A 16,745-nucleotide genomic window follows, 5' to 3' on the forward strand; every position below is an offset into this window, starting at 1 on the left:
GGACCGGTGGTCGAACGCCGTGCTCTGCTCGTCGCAGTGCTACCCAGCAGGCTGATCGTCCGGGACCCAGTTGCCGTGGAGGCCGAGCGGGACCCGGGCGGGCAGGTGGATGCGGGCGATCGGCGGGCCCGTGAAGTCCTGGGACGAGAGGATCACCAGGTCCGCGGCGCCGCGCTCCGGGTTGTGCACGTAGGCCATGACGTAGCCGTCGTCCTCCGCCGTGGGTGACTCGGCGGGGACGAACACCCCCTCGCCGACCGCTGCGTGGCGCCCGAACTCGTGCGCCTCGGTGGTGCCGCGCACCAGGTCGTGCTTGAGCAGCGCGCTACTGAAGCCCTCGTCCGGCCGCTGGTCCTCGGGCCCGGCGGGCGGTGCGTAGAGCTCGACGGCGGCGGCGTAGCCGTACCGGTACGGGCTGCCGGTGAAGCGGGGGTTGAGGCGGGGGAATTCCTGGGTTCGGTCGTCCAGCCGTTCCTCGCGGATGGTGCCGGCCGCCAGGTCGATGGTCCACCGGTCGAGTGTGGGGCGGCTGGTGCCGAAGTCCCGGATGTTGAAGCCCTCGGGGTGGCGGATGATGTCGACGACGGTCTTCGTGCCGTCCTCGTAGGCGTTGAGGGTGTGGCCGACCAGGCTCGGCGAGACCTCGAACCAGCGCACCTCACCGCCCTCGCGCGGCATCACGCCGACCCGGGCCGGGTGGGTGTCGTCCCAGACGAAGGGCACTCCGGTGGCAAGGTGGGCCGCGCTGAAGACCACGGGTGCGTCGAACAGGATGACGTGGCGAGCGGTCAACGCGAAGTCGTGCATGTACGGGTTGCCGGGTGCCGGGACGGTGGTGGCGCGCAGTACGGCGCCAGTGGCGTCCATCACGATGTGCTGGACGTGCTCGGAGCCGTAACGGAAGGCGAGCGAGTGCAGCTCGCGGGTGTGCGGGTCGAAGACGGAGTGGGCGTTGGCGTTGTAGCCCTCGGGCGTCGCGCCGAGGTCACACGGGCCGACCGTGTCCAGCTCGTAGGTGAGTTCGTATGGCTTCAGCCCTCCCTCGATGAGGGCGAACGTGCGTCCGGCCAACCCCGCCACCTGGACGTTCGGGGCGAAGTCCATCCGCTCGTCCACGACGGTGCCGCGGCGCGGTTCGCTGAGGCGGTCGGCGACGGAGGCGGAGCGGACCCAGCGGTTGCGGTACCACTCGGCGTGACCGTCGCGGATGCGCACGCCGTGCACCATGCCCTCGCCGAGGGTCCAGATGTGCGCGGCCGCATCCTCGATGCCCAGCGGGTTGGGGCCGGTGCGTAAGTAGCGGCCGCTGAGGTGGGCCGGTATCCGGCCGGTGACGGGCAGATCGTAGGCGGTGGTCTCCTCGGTGACGGGTGCGAAGTTCCCCGACAGATAGCGGTTGGCGATTCTTGGCGTCGTCATGCGGTTCGTCCTTGATCCGTGGTGGGTTCCGGCTGGGCAAGGAAGGCCTGGCCCACGGCGGTCATCAGCGTTTCGTAGCGGCGGGCGGCGGTGTCCGGCGGGAAGTGTCCGGCGATTTCGAGGCTCACGGCTCCGTGCGCGGCGGCCCAGAGGAGCTTCGAGATCTCGTGGGCGTCGCCGGGCCGGAAGACGCCGGCCTCGATGCAGGCGGCGACCGCCTCGGTGGAGGTGTCGAAGGCGGAGGCCGCCACGGCGAGGGACTCGGCGCTCGGACGGTAGCCGGGGATGACCTGTTCGAACATGACCCGGTAGTAGGCGGGCTCAGCCAGCGCGCGCTCCCGGTAGGCGGTGCCGAGTCTGTTGAGGTGGGACAACGGGTCGGTCGTGCACGGGACTTGCTGCTGCGCCCGGCGCAGCCGTGTGAATCCCTCCCGGTACAGGGCGTCGGCGAGGCCGTCCTTCCCGCCGAACATGGTGTAGAGGACCTTGGTCGAGGTGCCGATCTCGGCGGCGATCCGCCGTATCGTCAGCGCGGAGATCCCCTCTTCGACCAGCAGTTTTATGGCGCAGTCGAGGACGGCGGTACGCGCGGCCTCCTGGCCGCTGCGCAGGGCGTCCTGATAGATCGTGCTGCTCATGGGTAACAATGTAGCTCACAGGTAACACTGTTACCGCCTGGCGCCCGACCCGTCCTGCTGCCAGATACCTACGTCGCCCCCTGGCAGCAGGACATCGTCCGTCAGCTCACGCCTCAGGGGCTCCGGTCTCCGTCAGCCGGCCGTCGGCCAGCCGCAGCCACCGGTTCACGCCGATCTCGTGGAGGAACCGCTCGTCGTGGCTGACCACCACGAAGGCCCCCTGGTACGAGTTCAGAGCGCTCTCCAACTGGCCCGTGCTGACCAGGTCGAGGTTGTTGGTCGGCTCGTCCAGGAGCAGTAGATGCGGGGCCGGTTCGGCGCACAGTACGCAGGCCAGGGTGGCGCGCAGCCGCTCGCCGCCGGAGAGCACCGAGACGGGCAGATGGGCGCGACCACCACGGAAGAGGAAGCGGGCGAGCAGGTTCATCCGTTCCGACTCCGGCCGCTCCGGGGCGTAGTCGGCGAAGTTTTCGGCGACCGTACGGTGTGGGTCCAGAAGGTCGAGGCGCTGCGAGAGGTAGGCGATGCGCCCGTCGGCCCGCTTGATCTCGCCGTTCTCGGGGGCCAGGTCGCCGTTGAGCAGACGCAGCAGGGTGCTCTTCCCGGCGCCGTTGGGGCCGGTCAGCGCGATGCGTTCCGGTCCCCGGATCGTCAGGTCGACGCCGTGGCCGGCGAAGACGTTCTTGTCGCCGAGTCGGACGCGGAGCTGTTCGCCGGAGAACAGGTTGCGTCCGGTGGGCACGTTGGTGGCGGGCAGGTCCAGCGTGATGCGCTGCTCCTCGCGCAGTGCGCGTCCGGCCTCGTCCAGCCGGGCCTTCGCTTCGTCGATCCGGCCGGCGTGCATCTGGCCGGCCCGTCCGGCGGACTCCTGCGCGCCGCGCTTCATGGTGCCGGCGAAGATGCGCGGCAGTCCGGCGTTCTTCAGGTTGCGGGCGGCGTTGCTCTGCCGGCGTTCGGCGCGTTCGCGGGCCAGCTGCATCTCCCGTTTCTCCCGCTTCAGCTCCTGTTCGGCGTTGCGGACGTTCTTCTCGGCGACCTCCTGCTCGGCCCGGACGGCCTCCTCGTACGCGGTGAAGTTCCCGCTGAGGATGCGCAGTTCGCCGCGGTCGAGTTCGGCGATGCGGTCCATGCGGTCGAGCAGGGCACGGTCGTGGCTGACCAGGAACAGGCAGCCGTTGAAGTCCGCCAGCACGTCGTAGAGCTTGTGCCGGGCCTCGAGGTCGAGGTTGTTGGTGGGCTCGTCGAGCAGCAGCACGTCGGGCCGCTTCAGCAGTTGGGCCGCGAGACCGAGGGAGACGACCTGGCCGCCGCTGAGGGTGTTCAGAGTGCGGTCCAGCGTGAGGTCGGCCAGGCCGAGACGGTCCAGCTGGGCGCGGGTGCGTTCCTCGACGTCCCAGTCGTCGCCGATGGTGGTGAAGTGCTTCTCGTCGACGTCCCCGGACTCCACGGCGTCGATGGCCCGGATGATCGCGGCGACGCCCAGCACCTCGGCCACGGTGAGATCGCCGGTCAGGGGGAGGCTCTGCGGAAGGTAGCCGAGGGGACCGGCCATGGAGACCGACCCGGTGCCGGGCCGCAGGTCACCGGCGATGAGCTTGAGCAGGGTGCTCTTGCCGGTGCCGTTGGGTGCGACGAGGCCGGTGCGGCCGGAGCCGAGGGTGAAGGACAGGCCCTGGAAGACACGAGTGCCGTCGGGCCAGGTGAAGGACAGGTTCGAGCAGACGACGGAAACGCCGGACATGGAGGTGACCTCTTGAGGAAGGAGGCAGGAATGACACTTCTGCCTCGACAGCAGACAAGGGAACGCAGAGACGACAACGAAGCCACGACGACGGTGCTTTCGCGCACCGGCCGGTGGCCTGTCGGGTCCGGGTGTCACCCGGAGATGTCGTCGTCCATCACCATGTCTGGTGTCTCCTCAACACGTGATCAATGCTCGCGGCATTCTAACAACAAGGGCAGGAGGGTCGGAACAACTACCCCACCAGGAAGGTTGATTCCCCCGGCGCATGCCTCACAGAGCAGCCGTACAGCCTGGGCGGGGGCAGCGGAGGGCTGTGTCGAGCAGCGCAGGAGGCGGACGGCCCGGCGTCCCCATGCGCTCAGGCGTCGACTCCCCACTCTTTCGGACGGAATGTATCGCTACTGAGCGTAGTCCGGGAAGATCCGGGCACTCCCTCGCCAGGTGCAGATCCGCACTGAGTACTGAGCACTGAACACTGACAGCAGGGGGGTTCTTCATGGAACAGCAGGAGCTGTACGAACCGCCGATGATGGTGGAGGTCGGTGACTTCGCCGATCTGACGCGAGGCGAGGCCACCGGGGCGCAGTACGAGGGCGGATTCCCTCCCTACGAGTGGTACCTGGGCCCCAGCTGAGGCCGGGGCCGTCAACTCATGGCCGGTGACGTGTGGTTCGCGATCCTGCCGGACGGTGAGTCGGGCTCGGCCGCCGCGCGACTCCTGCGCCCCTGGGCGACCGAGGCCATCGCTCACCACTCCGGCCGGCCGTGGCTGCTGGGCAGCTGGCCGGACGGCCATGTGACGGTGGGCACGGCAGGGGCGCGGCGACTGGCGGTGATCGGGCGCTGCCCGGTCACCCCCGGCGCGCTGTCCGCGCGTGCCGGCCAGGTCCGTGACCTCGCGGACGTGGAGCGGGCCGCCCAGGGCCTGACGGGCAGCTTTCATCTTCTGGTCTCGGTGGACGGCCGGGTCCGGGCCAGGGGCAGCGCATCCGGGGTGCGGCGGCTCTTCCACGCCCGCGTGGGCGGGGCGGTGCTGGCCGCCGACAGGTCGGACAGGCTCGCGTCGGCGACCGCGGGAACCGGAGAGGCGGCCGGGGCGGGCGTGGACGAGCGGCTGCTGGCTCTTCACCTGCTGGCCTCGCCTCCTCCGTATCCGCTGGACGACCGATGCGTGTGGCTGGGCGTGCAGGGCCTGCGCCCCCATGACTGCCTGCTGATCGAGGCGGACGGGCGGGCCCGTACGCAGCGGTGGTGGAGCCCTCCGGAGCCGGAACTCACCCTGGAGCAGGGGGTGCCCGCCGTGCGCGAGGCGCTGACCGCCGCGGTGAGCGCCTGCATGGCCGGCGGCGGTACGGTGAGCTCGGACCTGTCGGGAGGTCTGGATTCCACCAGCCTGTGCTTCCTGGCCGCCCGGGAGCAAGCCCGGGGGCGGCCGGGCGGGGCCCGGCTGGTGACCTTGCGCTGGCAGAGCCTCGACCCCGAGAACGACGACGCCACCTGGGCCGTACGCGCCACCGACATGCTCCCCGGCACCGAGCACGTGACGCCCTCACGCCACGAATGGCCTCTGTGGTACAGCGGCTTGACGGCTCTGACCGGCAGCAGATCCCCACCGACGAACCGGGCCCCTGGGTGCGCGACAGCTCCAGAATCGCGACGATCGCCCAGCTGATGACCGGCCGGGGGTCGCGCCTGCACATGATGGGTGGCGGCGGGGACGAACTGTTCTCCGCACTTCCCCCGCACCTGCACGACCACGTCCGAAGTCACCCGCTGGCGGCGTTCACCCGCATCCGCACGCACCGCGCCTCCCAGCACTGGCCTTTGTGGCCGCTGCTGCGCCAACTCGCCGACCGCAGGACGTTCGGCCAGTGGCTGGCAGCCTGGGCGGACAGCCTCACCGAACCGGAGCCCCCTCCCACCGCACCAGGCCGCCGCGCCCCCTCGACGGCATGGGGCGTGGACCTGCGCATGCCCTCATGGGCAACCCCCGACGCGGTCCGGGCCGTGCAGAGCCTGCTCCGCGAGGTCGCCGAGGCCGCCGAGGCCCTCGCACCCCGACGGGGACAGCACGCGGCGCTCACGTGCGTACAGGCCGGTGGACGCGGCGTCCGCCAGCTGGACCACGTCTTCTCCCGCAAGGGGCTGGCGTACGCCGCGCCCTACCTTGACGACAGCGTGCTCGAGGCGGCGCTTGCCATCCGCGTGCCCGAACGCAGCACGCCCGGCCGGTACAAGCCGGTACTCGCCGCCGCGATGGACGGAATCGTCCCCGACTCCGTCCTGCAACAGCGCACCAAAGGCGAATACAGCGTCGACTTCCACATCAGCCTGCGCCACAACCGGGCCGCGCTGGTGGAGCTGTTCGACGACTCACAGCTCGCCCGCGCCGGGCTGATCGACACGGCAGCCATCCGCACGAATCTGCTCGGGGTCCACCCCACCCCGGACGCACTGCGCTCCCTAGGCCCCAGCCTGGGCAGCGAAAATCTGGCTCCGCTCTCATGCCGCGGGCACCCGCCCACCGAGCACCGCGACCACCGGAGGAGCGTTGTGAGCCTCGCCCTGCGTCATGACGTCTGCGCGATGGACACCGAGGACGGCATGGTGCTGCTCGACAAGGTCACCGGCCGGTACTGGCAGCTCAACGGCACGGCGACCCTCATCCTGCGCACCCTGCTCGGCGGCGCCGCACCGCCCGACACGGCGTGCAGGCTCCGCGAGGTCTACCCCCAGCTCACCGCCGAACGCTCCCTCAGCGACACGGCTGCGGTCATCGGCGCCCTGTTCGAGGCCCGGCTGGTGGTGCCCGCATGAGCCAGCCGATGGTGCCGGCGGCCCGCGATCGCCTGGCACTGCACCGCCGTCCCCCGGCACTCCTGGCCACCGCCGCCGCCCGGCTGCTCGTCGCGCTCAAGCCCCACCGCATCCGTCGCGTGCTGTCGCTGGTCCGGCGCGGGGCCGCCCCCGCCACAGCGGAGCAGGCCCTCACCGCGCGCCGGGCAGTCGTCGCGGTGAGCGCGCGGTGCGCCGGGGAGGGCTGCCTGCAGCGCTCCGTGGCCACCGCACTGCTGTGCCGGATGCGCGGCGTCTGGCCGGACTGGTGCACGGGAGTACGCACCGCGCCCTTCCGCGCCCACGCCTGGGTGGAGGTCGACGGCCACCCGGTCGGCGAGCCACCCCTTGCGGGCCGCTACCACCGGATGATGGTCGTACCGAGCCTGCCAGGGAAGCGGCTCTGACCGGCGCGGGTCAGAAGTATTCGTTGTTCCGCTCGTACTGCGTTGCACCGCACGTGCGCACTGCGCGTTCGATGAAGATCTTTAATCCGGTGTTCGAAATGCTGCGTGCCACCTACAGTGAACCCCAATGACACTCCTACATGTTCATGACTACGGGGGCGACGGCCCTCAACTGGTTCTCCTGCACGGTTTCGGTCGGTCGTTCGCCGACTGGGACGCCTCGGCCACCGTGCTCACCGCCGGGCACCGTGTCCTCGGCGTCGACCTTCCCGGGCACGGCCGCTCGCCCGGCATCTCCCCCTGGAACATCCCCACCGTGGTGCAGCACGTCGCGGACACGCTCGACGCGCACGGCGTGCCGGAAGCCGTTGTGGTGGGCCATTCCCTCGGCGGACTGATCGCGGTCGAGTACGCCCGGGCGAACCCGGACCGTGCCCGTGCCCGTGCCGCCGTGAATCTCGACGGCTTCTGGTGGGGACGCGAGTACCCCGGCGCTGAACGGGTGACTGAGGGGCTTCTGGCATCGGCCGGGGCCATCGCGCCACCCGAGTACATCGAAGAACAGGTCATCAAATCCGGCCGGTTCGGGATTCCCGCCGACCGTGCGGAGGACGCTGCCCGCGCGGCCGCACACCCGTTGCCCAACGGCAAGTGGCAGACGCTGCCGGAACGGGCGGCGGCGCTGGAGATCCTCGACGAACTCCACAGGATCGGCGCGCCCGGTGTCACCACCTGGCTGGACGGGGTAGACCGCCCGCTGCTGCTGGTGCAAGCCGGCCGACAGCTACCGCCTGCGCCTGGCATGGAGTGGTTCGGCGAATTCAACGCCCGGTTCGCACGAGGGGTCTCCGACGAGCTGGCCGCGCTTTCCCGCACCCGGCCGACGATCACCGTCAACCGGATTGACGCCACCCACCTCATGAACCTGGAAGCTCCAGAGGCGGTGGCGACGCTGGTCACCGGGTTCGTTCGAGGACTGCCCGCGTGAAGAAGCCCCGTTGATCTGTTTAAGCAGATCAACGGGGCTGTCGGCTGTGAACTCCCGATCTAAGGACGGGAGTTCACGACCTCGGAGCCTCCTCGGAATCTCGACGATTGCGTGTGGTTCACGCGGACACGGGTGGCCTTTCCTGGCTGACGGCGTCGAGTAGCAGTTTCGCCGCCACCGTCGCCCCGTCGGTGCGGATTGCGCCGGCCACGGCCCTCGCCCGTGCGCGGGTCTCGGGCGTCAGGGCCGTTGTGAGCGCGGCGGACAGGGAGTCGAAGGTCGGCATCGGGCCGTCGTGAGCCGAGCCGATGCCCAGCTCGGCCACTCGAGCGGCCCAGTACGGCTGGTCCGCGATCCGGGGGACCACCACCTGAGGCGCGCCGGCCCGGGCCGCCGTCGTCGTGGTGCCCGCGCCGCCGTGGTGCACGACGGCGGCCACCCGGCGGAACAGTGCCTGCTGGTTGACCTCGCCGACGACGTAGCAGTCGTCGGCGTCGTCGATCGGGGCCAGGCCGGCCCAGCCGCGGGCGAGCAGTACGCGGCGGCCTTGTGCGCGGCTCGCTTCAATGGCCACCCTGGCAATGTCCTTCGGAGCGTACGCGGCCATGCTGCCGAAGCCCACGTACACCGGTGGTGCCCCCGCGTCCAGGAACGCCTCCAGCCCTTCCGGGAGCGGCCGGTCGTCGGGCAGGATCCACGCCCCGGTCTGCACGATGTCGAGGTCCGTCATGCCCTGCGACGGACACAGCGCCGCGTCCGCCGCCAGCCACGGCCGGTCGGTGAAGACGTGGTCGCGGACGTTGTCCACCGGCAGCAGGCCGATCGCCGCCCGATGGCTGTTGAGCGCCTCGCCGTACAACGCGTTCACCCTCTGGGCGTCCTGCTCCCACAGCACCCGGTTGTCGGTCTCGTCCTGCGGGGATTGCTTGCCCGGCCGTACCCCAGGACGGAAGTGCCGCGACGGCAATCCGAAAATATGGAAGCACGCGTACACGTAGCGGATGCCCAGTTTCTCGGCCACGTCCCGTGCGCCGGCCGGCATCAGACCGGTTGCCAGCAGCGCGTCACATCCCTCGGCCGCCGCGGTGAGCGCCTCGAACCGCGCGGCGACCAGCTCGGGAGCGAGCCGGAACGCGTCTTCCGCCGTCGGTGGCTTCGTCCCGGAGACCAACGAGCGCACCGACGGGCCGAGCGGCACCAGCGGCACGCCGACACGCTCCAGCAGCGCCGCGAACTCCTCATCCGGCGGCGCGCACACCCGCACCTGCGCGCCGAGTTCCCGCAGTCCCACCGCCAGTCCCGCCAGCGGTTCGACGTCTCCGCGCGATCCCCACGTTGTCAACAGCACTCGCACTTCGCGACTCCCAATTCCGCAGGTTCTGGCTTTCGGCCGCCGATTCTGCGGTACTACCCGGGTCTTGCCGCAAGCCCCCCGGTGCGCTATATGTTGAGAGTGGCAAGGAGTGTGTTTTTCCCTTGCCTTTTTCTTTTCTCGCGCAGTTGTCGTGAACCAGGAGGGCCGCGTCCTCCAATCACTTGACGTTCAGTCGGTCGGCGGGGTTTGGTGCCCTCCTTGTGATGCGCGGTGGACAGTTTTCCGACATGGCTGGGAGCGCCCCATAGTGAACGGCCGGTTCCCGGCCAACTCCGCTCCGGCACTACCGGGTGCTGGTGTCCGTGGGTAGCGTCACCACTCGCATCGAACCGAACACATCAGCAACAGGAGGGCACATGAGAATCCGCTATCGTGTCGCGGCCGTCAGCGTATCCCTCGCCCTCGCAGGCGGGGGTGCGGTGAGTGTCGCAGCGCCCGCTTCGGCTTCGGCTTCCGCTTCGGCTTCCGCTGCCGCTTCCGACAGCACCGCCACGTCCTCGTTCTCCTGCGACACCTGGCGGTACGAGAGGGGTAGGAGGGGCCACGGCGCGTCGATCACGTGCCACGGCAGTTCCTTCACCGCGTACGCCGTCTGTCACCAGCCCGACGGCTATCTGTACGTCCACTTCGGCAACCGCGCTCGCTCCGGTGGCACTTCTATCGCTTGGTGCGACCTGAACGCGGAAGTCAGCGAGGCGGGGGCGTTCCCCGTCTGATCGCCCGGAGGTAGCGTGCCTCCGCTTCTCAACGGCTCAACCGCTCAACGGCATGTTGGTGAAGGAGCGGCGGTAGGAGCGGGGTGGCACTCCCCGGCGGCGCACGAACTGTTCGCGCAGCACGGCCGCGCTCCCGTATCCGACCCGGCGGGCTATCTCCTCGACCGGCAGGTCCGTGGTCTCCAGGAGTTCCTCGGCGCTGCTCAGTCGCAACCCTCGGAGCCAGGCGTGCGGGGTGGTACCGGTGGCGGCGGCGAAGCGGCGGGCGAAGGAGCGTTTGCTCATCACGGCGCGCCGGGCCAGTTCCGCGACGGGAAGCGGTTCGTGGAGGTGCTCGCGGGCCCAGGCGAGCACCTCGGCGAGACGCTCGTCCTGGCAGTCCTCGGGGACAGGGGCTGCCAGGTACTGTGCTTGCCCGCCGTCGCGGTGGGCGGGCAGCACCATGTCCCGGGCGACGGCGTTGGCCATCGCGGCTCCGTACTCCCGCCGCAGCAGGTGCAGGCACAGATCGAAGCCCGCGGCGGCTCCCGCGCCCGTGGTGATCCGCCCTTCGTCGATGTAGAGGGCGTCGGGTTCGACGGTGACGGCCGGGTGGCGGCGGGCCAGCAGTTCGGCGAACCGCCAGTGCGTGGTGGCGCGCCGGCCGTCGAGCAGCCCGGCGGCGGCGAGCGCGAACGTGCCGACGCAGTGGGCGGCGACCAGCGAACCGCGCTCGTGTGCGGCCGACAGCGCGTCGAGCACGGCGGGAGCGGGTGGGGTGCGGAAACCGGCCCATGGCAGGGCGATCACCAGATCGGCGGCGGCCAGCCGGTCCAGACCGTGCGCGATGGTGAGCGGCACGCCGAGGTCGGTGGGGACCGGCCCGGGCCGGTCGGTGCACAGCGCGAAGTCGAAGCCGGGCAGCCCCTCCCCGTGCGGGCCGAACACCTCGGCCACGATGCCGACGGCGAGCATTCCGACTCCGGGCGGGCCGTACGCGGCGACAGTCACGAAAGGAGGCACGCGAGGCAGTGTGGCACGAATCCTGCGATCAGCGGCAGAAGTGCCACTCGTGAGCGGCCGGTCGGCCCGGAAGGATTGGGGCCATGACAGACGCACCGCTCGGCCGCAGCGCCGTGTACACGATCCTCACCACCGGCTACGTCGGCTCCACCGGCCCCGGCGTCGCCGCCACCGTTTCCTACGTGTCCGACGGCGACCGGCATGTGATCTTCGACCCGGGCATGGTGGCGAGCCGCGACCACATCCTCGGCCCGCTCGCGGAGTTGGGGCTGGGCCCCGATGACATCACCGATGTTGTGCTCAGCCATCATCACCCGGACAACACCATGAACGTGGGCCTGTTCGGCCGGGCCAGGGTCCACGACCACAAGGTGGAGTACCTGGGCGACCAGTGGAAGAACCGGGACGCGGAGGGCTACGAACTCACCCCCTCACTACGACTGATCCGCACCCCGGGACACAGCTCCGAGGACATCACCCTGCTGGCCGGCACGGACTCGGGTGTGGTGGCGTTCGCCGGCGACCTGTGGTGGCACTCGGACGGACCGGCGGACGACCCCGTAGCCCCGGACCGCGAGGTACTGCGTGCCTCCCGGCTTCGGGTACTGGCCGCCGCCAACCTGATCGTGCCTGGCCACGGCGGCCCGTTCGAGGCCGGCGACACCGTGCCGCGCTAGCTGCCGTGTCCGCGGTACTTACTGCTGGTGCGACCTGTAGTACTGGTGGGAGGGATCGCAGACCGTCGTTTGCAGGAGGGTGCCGTTTCGCACGCTGGGCGTCGACAGGCAGAGCCCGCTCGACACGTTCTGCCAGACCTGGTACCAGCCTGAGGGCGGCCCGGCCCCCGCTACGCCTCCGACTTCCCCGGAGCGCCCGAGGCCTTCGCCTCGTACCAGGGCCGGAGCTGCAGGTACCTCTCCTTCATGACCGGCCCGAGATGCGCCTCGATCCCGTACCCGGGTTCCCCCTCGTAGGGGAGGTCATTGAGGAACGACGTCACGATGACCTCGATCGCCCCGGGCACACGACGCCGCGTCTCCTCCTCCAGGAAGGCGAGGACCCGACGCCAGTCGGGACCGTCCGGGTCCCCCTCCCCCAGGTACGAGCGCACGGTGTCCTGCACGACGTCCCAGAAGAACAGGTGCGAGAGCACCCCGTTCTCGTTGAAGACGTGGCACTCGTACGCGTCCTCGAACCCGGGCACCTGAGCGACCAGGTCCTCCACGAGCCGCACACGCGCAGCAGCCTTCACGTTCGCCTCGCCCGTCCCGCCCACCTCGCACTTCTCTCGCTTCTCGTCGTCGGCCGTCATGTGCCGGGACGCTACCTCAGGTGCTGGACCGGCAGACCCCATCCTCGTCAGAGTCCAGGACGACGTGGCTCGCTGCCCGCTGCCGTATACCCCGAAACCGCACGCCATGATGGCGTGCGGTTGACGATCGTCGCTCGGCTATGCGGGGTGGGCGACCGTGCCCGTGCGTGTTCCGCTGACGGTTGATCAGTAGAACATGAACGTCGGGTACAGGCCGTTGAGGTACTGCGTTATGACCTCACCGGCACCGATCCCCCCGCCGTTGGCGGCGTTGACCACGTCGTACACCGATCCGTAGTTACCCATCCAGTGCCAGGTCTTGACGGCGATCTTCACGTCGCTGCACTTCCTGAGCGCGATGCCTTCCTGGACGGTGAGGATGGCGTTGGCGGCCGGCGTGTCGCAGACCGCGCGCGGGGCCTTGGGCGCGATCGGCTGCGGGTCGCCCGCGGCAGCCGCCGGGGCCGCCAGGCCGATCAGCAGGGCGATGGGGGCTGCCGCGAGAGCGTGGGTTCGAAGACGGTTCATGGTGACCTCCACGATGAGGATCAGGTGTTCGACAATTCGGACACCTGGACCCATAACCGTACGGAGACCTACCCCCTCCGTCACTTCAGGTACGCCATTCGTGTGGCCGCCGCCACGTCGAGCAGCCGAGCCGGTCCGATGCCCTCAACCCTGCCGTCAGTCAGGCCCGGCCCGGACGGTGCGACGTGCCGGCAACGCGTGAGCGCACCGTCAATCTCAGCTCACGAGCGACTCTCGCATGCGGTCGAGCCCGCGCAGCACCTCGTCACGGTTCTTCGCCTGCTTGATCCATGCCGGAAGGCGGCCGATGGTCCCCATCTTGCGCCACGGCTCGTACCAGGGGTCGTGCTCACGCAACGTCGCCTGTACGAACCGCCGCAGCAGGTCGAGGTGTTCGGGGTTGTACGCCCACAGGAGGCCGTGCCGCGTCCGCGTCTGGAGCCACAGCGGCGCCTGGAAATAGGGGTCGTTCATCTCGGGGTTGCCGTACCAGTAGGAGGCGATCGGCCGTGTCCTGTCCCGCTTCCGGGACAGCCCGCAGTGTCGGCACACGAGCCGCCGCTCCGTGGACCACGTGGGCGTCGCGCTGCCGGCGTCACGGGGCTCCGGAACGACCTGCGCCTGTCGCTCGCACCTCGGGCAGCGCACCAGCACCGTGCCGGAAGAGGCGAAGTGGTACTTGTCGTGTCCGGGGTCCCGGAAGCGCAGGGGTGAAGCGGAGGCTGCGGGCATCGCCCCAGTATGCACGGTACGTCCGTGCGGAGGATCAGCGGCCCGGGGCGAGCCGGATCGCGGGCGGGGGCCGCGTGGCGTCGTGGTCGGGTGCCGACGCTGCGCAAGTGGCTCGGCGGGGTGAGGGGGGCGGCCGGGAGCGGATCCCCAGGGCCGGCGCCGCCGGCTCCCGGCCGGAATGAGACTCGGACGGTTAGATGCGAGACTGAGATGGCGGAGGTGGTGTCATGGCCGACAGGGCTGACCGGGCGGCCACCACCGGGGCGGACGAGCAGACGCTGGAACGGCTGCTCGCCGAAGCCAATGCGATCGTCCCCTACCGGCTGCCCGGATTGGTGAACCGGTGCGCCCGGGCACTCGGCCTGGACAGCGCCACGATCTATCTCGTCGACCTCCAGCAGCACCTGCTCATCCCTCTCGACGACCAGACCGATCGGCTGCCGGTGGACTCCAGCGAGGGAGGGTGGGCCTACCGCACCCTGTCACTGCGGGTCCACGAGTCCCAGGAGGGCGTGGTGGTGTGGCTGCCGATGGTGGACGGCGCGGAGCGGCTCGGCGTGCTGGGCGTGCGGGCCGGGGTGCTGGACGGGACGCGGCTGCGCCGGTGCCGGATGCTGGCGCGGGTTCTGTCCCTGGTGGTCACCTCCAAGCGCACCTACAGCGACTGGTTCGTCGCCCGCATCCGCACGCAGGGCATGGACCTGCCCACCGAGATGCTGCGTGCCTTCCTGCCACCACGCAGTGTCGGCCGCACCGGCGTGATCTCCACCGCCGTTCTGGAACCCGCCTACGAACTCGGCGGAGACGCCTTCGACCACTCGGTGAGCAAGAACATCCTGCACGCCAGCATCTTCGACGCGATGGGCCACGACCTCGTCTCGGGACTGACCACCTCCGTGGTGATGGCCGGCTGCCGCAACGGCCGCCGCTCCGGCGTCGATCTCCCGGACATGATCGAGGCGGTGGACCGGACGCTCGCCGAGTGGCTCCCCGAACAGTTCTGCACGGGCGTGGTGTGCCAGCTGGATGTGGACACCGGCGTGCTGCGGTGGTGCAACTGCGGTCACCCGCCTCCCCTGCTGATCCGCAATGAAGGCGTGCTGGAGCATGCCCTGGAAAGCACCCCTCAGCCGCCCATGGGGCTGCCGTTCCAGCTCGGACCCACCCGCCGCGAGGTGCACAACACGACGTTGGAACCCGGTGACCGGGTGCTGCTCTACACCGACGGCGTCACCGAGGCCCGAGGCGAGGACGGCGAGGCGTTCGGCCTGGACCGGTTCACCGACTTCATCATCCGTTCCTCCGCCGCCGGCCAGCAGCCCTCCGAGGTCCTACGGCTGCTCATCCACGCGATCCTCGAGTACCAAGGCAACGCCCTCAGCGACGACGCCACCATCCTGCTCCTCGAATGGCATCCCGAACTCATCGAATGGCACTACGGAGGCAGTCCCACCGAAGCCACCTGAGTAAGGGCCTCAGCCCGTTGACGCCCTGCTCCACCACCGCCGGTCCTGGTCACAGTCGCCGGGAGGGCGGTGGTGGCGGTGCGTCACCGTGGCGTCGTCGCTACGGGTTCTCCTGCAGGGTCAGACCGTAGTAGTCGACGTGGTAGCCGCCGACGCTTTGCGCGTGGTCGGTCAGGCTGAGGTCCTTCGGGGAGGCCACGCCGAGGTCGCGCAGGGTGTCGACCATCATCCGGGCCAGCCTGCGGCCGTCCACCTCGCCGATGCCGTAGTCCTCCGAGTGGTAGGGGGTTTCGAGCCAGTGGTCCAGGGCGGCCGGGCGGGTCGTCTGCGGGATCCAGCCGAAGGAGGTCGGATCGGTGATGCCGTCCTCGAGCCGCTCCGGATCGTAGACGATCTCCAGTCGTTCGCCGCAAAGGAGGTGGAACAGGATCGGGCCGTAGGTGCCGGGCACCAGTGCGTGGAAACCGAAGTCCAGCTCGATGCCGAGGGCGTGGGTCTCGGCCGGGAGGGTGTGGAGGAAGTCGGCGAGGGCGTGGGAGAAGACCTCCCAGTCGTCGGTGCGCCAGCGGCCCGGGAAGCCCAGGCCCGCATTGGCGGGGTCGCGGCGCGAGCCGAAGAACCCGCCGACGGCGTAGTGCTCGCCGTGTCCCTGCCGCCAGAACCAGTTCTCCACCGGATCGGTCGGCTGGAGCAGCAGTTCGGGACCGTGCTCGCCGGCGTGCAGCTCCAGCGTGTTCTCCCGCTCGCGCCAGCGCAGGAACGGACTCCCCCACAACGGGGCGGAGTCGTAGAACGGGCCGGGGTCGCCGTACGCGCCCATGACGGGGGCGGGGCCGAACTCCTTCGCCAGCGCCTCGGCGTACGACCGGAAGGCCGCGGCCTTCCCCGCGGCACCGCCCTCCGGCAGCGCGATGGGCACGTACAGGCCCACGTACTCCTCGCCGCCGTGCGCATAGTCCTTCTCGAAGCGGCCCACCGGGCGCAACCGGGGCGCCCACCGCGGGTCCGCGTCCGGCTCCGGGCCCGTGACCAGCCGCGGTCCGGCGGCGCCGTCCCGCCACTGCCAGCCGAGGCCCTCGACCACCGCCCGCACCGCCGGCCCGCTCCAGCCGCCGGTCTCCGCCTCCCTCAGTCGCCGCGCCAGCTCCACCACGCGCGCCTCGTCCCAGGCCCCCGTCATTTCGCACTCCTCGTTCCGTGCCGTGCTCGTGCGACAGACCTTGTCACACGCCACTGACAACGGATCACTCGACGGCCTGGCGGGACCCGGGCGCGGCCGCCCGCTCAGCGCAGCTTGAACCGGCCCTGCGGCCGGCCGATCCGCCCTGCCCGCCCCGCTCGACGGCGTGCCCGTTCGGGCAGCGCGGCCGGCTCTCGTTCGGCCCACTGGCGGGCGCGCGCCCACGCGGCCCGGGCCATCAAAGCCCGCAACCGCGGGGGAAGCTGCGCGCACCGGTCGCGGCACGCCTGACCACCGCAATGCAGCGGAGAAGCCGGGCGGGCGGCCTGATACTCCATCGATTTCGGCGGAAGATACGCACACCCGCAGACCACGCACGTGAAGACGGGACGCAACCGGTCCT

Annotated in this window: 16 protein-coding genes; 7 read left to right on the forward strand and 9 right to left on the reverse strand. The window is 70.3% G+C overall.

The window, feature by feature from the left end:
* Positions 1-39: 39 nt before the first annotated feature.
* From IE295_RS25535 to abc-f, 3 genes are all read right to left on the reverse strand, one after another.
* Positions 40-1,419: a carotenoid oxygenase family protein gene (locus IE295_RS25535; protein WP_190066115.1), complete on the reverse strand. Its 1,380-nt coding sequence runs from the start codon at positions 1,417-1,419 to the stop codon at positions 40-42.
* A complete protein-coding gene (locus IE295_RS25540) occupies positions 1,416-2,057 on the reverse strand; it encodes a TetR/AcrR family transcriptional regulator (protein ID WP_190066116.1) in 642 nt (213 codons plus the stop codon). Before IE295_RS25540 ends, IE295_RS25535 begins: the two co-directional genes overlap by 4 nt.
* Positions 2,058-2,163: 106 nt before the next feature.
* Positions 2,164-3,798, reverse strand: a complete 1,635-nt coding sequence (abc-f, locus tag IE295_RS25545) for a ribosomal protection-like ABC-F family protein (RefSeq protein WP_190066117.1) — start codon at positions 3,796-3,798, stop codon at positions 2,164-2,166.
* 499 nt (positions 3,799-4,297) lie between these two features.
* Here abc-f and IE295_RS25550 point away from each other — a divergent pair, with 499 nt between their 5' ends.
* From IE295_RS25550 to IE295_RS25570, 5 genes are all read left to right on the forward strand, one after another.
* Positions 4,298-4,435 (forward strand): lasso RiPP family leader peptide-containing protein, encoded by a 138-nt coding sequence (locus IE295_RS25550; RefSeq protein WP_190066118.1) that lies wholly within the window; start codon positions 4,298-4,300, stop codon positions 4,433-4,435.
* An 18-nt stretch (positions 4,436-4,453) separates the two neighbouring features.
* The gene (locus tag IE295_RS34190; protein ID WP_190066119.1) at positions 4,454-5,473 is read left to right on the forward strand and encodes an asparagine synthase-related protein; all 1,020 of its coding nucleotides are present in this window, start codon (positions 4,454-4,456) and stop codon (positions 5,471-5,473) included.
* Positions 5,371-6,618: a lasso peptide biosynthesis PqqD family chaperone gene (locus IE295_RS34195; RefSeq protein WP_268255726.1), complete on the forward strand. Its 1,248-nt coding sequence runs from the start codon at positions 5,371-5,373 to the stop codon at positions 6,616-6,618. Before IE295_RS34190 ends, IE295_RS34195 begins: the two co-directional genes overlap by 103 nt.
* The gene (locus tag IE295_RS25565; RefSeq protein ID WP_190066121.1) at positions 6,615-7,043 is read left to right on the forward strand and encodes a lasso peptide biosynthesis B2 protein; all 429 of its coding nucleotides are present in this window, start codon (positions 6,615-6,617) and stop codon (positions 7,041-7,043) included. Before IE295_RS34195 ends, IE295_RS25565 begins: the two co-directional genes overlap by 4 nt.
* Before the next feature lie 127 nt (positions 7,044-7,170).
* Positions 7,171-8,031 (forward strand): alpha/beta fold hydrolase, encoded by an 861-nt coding sequence (locus tag IE295_RS25570; RefSeq protein WP_190066122.1) that lies wholly within the window; start codon positions 7,171-7,173, stop codon positions 8,029-8,031.
* 118 nt (positions 8,032-8,149) lie between these two features.
* Here IE295_RS25570 and IE295_RS25575 read toward each other — a convergent pair whose 3' ends face one another.
* Positions 8,150-9,385, reverse strand: a complete 1,236-nt coding sequence (locus tag IE295_RS25575) for a glycosyltransferase (protein ID WP_190066123.1) — start codon at positions 9,383-9,385, stop codon at positions 8,150-8,152.
* A gap of 773 nt (positions 9,386-10,158) precedes the next feature.
* Positions 10,159-11,076, reverse strand: coding sequence for a GlxA family transcriptional regulator (locus IE295_RS25580; protein ID WP_190066241.1), 918 nt, complete (start codon positions 11,074-11,076; stop codon positions 10,159-10,161).
* A 131-nt stretch (positions 11,077-11,207) separates the two neighbouring features.
* On the opposite strand from IE295_RS25580, the gene IE295_RS25585 reads away from it, so the two are divergent.
* Positions 11,208-11,801 (forward strand): MBL fold metallo-hydrolase, encoded by a 594-nt coding sequence (locus tag IE295_RS25585; protein ID WP_190066124.1) that lies wholly within the window; start codon positions 11,208-11,210, stop codon positions 11,799-11,801.
* A 170-nt stretch (positions 11,802-11,971) separates the two neighbouring features.
* Here the strand turns inward: IE295_RS25585 and IE295_RS25590 are convergent, their stop codons facing one another.
* The 3 genes from IE295_RS25590 to IE295_RS25600 all read right to left on the reverse strand — a co-directional run bounded on the left by IE295_RS25590 (position 11,972) and on the right by IE295_RS25600 (position 13,696).
* Positions 11,972-12,436 carry a hypothetical protein gene (locus IE295_RS25590; RefSeq protein ID WP_190066125.1) on the reverse strand — a complete coding sequence of 155 codons (465 nt, stop codon included), beginning with the start codon at positions 12,434-12,436 and terminating at the stop codon, positions 11,972-11,974.
* Between the two features lie 186 nt (positions 12,437-12,622).
* Positions 12,623-12,964: a hypothetical protein gene (locus tag IE295_RS25595; protein WP_190066126.1), complete on the reverse strand. Its 342-nt coding sequence runs from the start codon at positions 12,962-12,964 to the stop codon at positions 12,623-12,625.
* Between the two features lie 216 nt (positions 12,965-13,180).
* A complete protein-coding gene (locus IE295_RS25600) occupies positions 13,181-13,696 on the reverse strand; it encodes a hypothetical protein (RefSeq protein ID WP_190066127.1) in 516 nt (171 codons plus the stop codon).
* Between the two features lie 227 nt (positions 13,697-13,923).
* On the opposite strand from IE295_RS25600, the gene IE295_RS25605 reads away from it, so the two are divergent.
* Positions 13,924-15,162 (forward strand): PP2C family protein-serine/threonine phosphatase, encoded by a 1,239-nt coding sequence (locus tag IE295_RS25605; RefSeq protein WP_190066128.1) that lies wholly within the window; start codon positions 13,924-13,926, stop codon positions 15,160-15,162.
* 100 nt (positions 15,163-15,262) lie between these two features.
* Here IE295_RS25605 and IE295_RS25610 read toward each other — a convergent pair whose 3' ends face one another.
* Positions 15,263-16,342 (reverse strand): hypothetical protein, encoded by a 1,080-nt coding sequence (locus IE295_RS25610; RefSeq protein WP_190066129.1) that lies wholly within the window; start codon positions 16,340-16,342, stop codon positions 15,263-15,265.
* Positions 16,343-16,745 lie beyond the last annotated feature (403 nt).

The sequence above is a fragment of the Streptomyces griseocarneus genome, from assembly GCF_014655595.1.
Classification (GTDB): domain Bacteria; phylum Actinomycetota; class Actinomycetes; order Streptomycetales; family Streptomycetaceae; genus Streptomyces; species Streptomyces griseocarneus.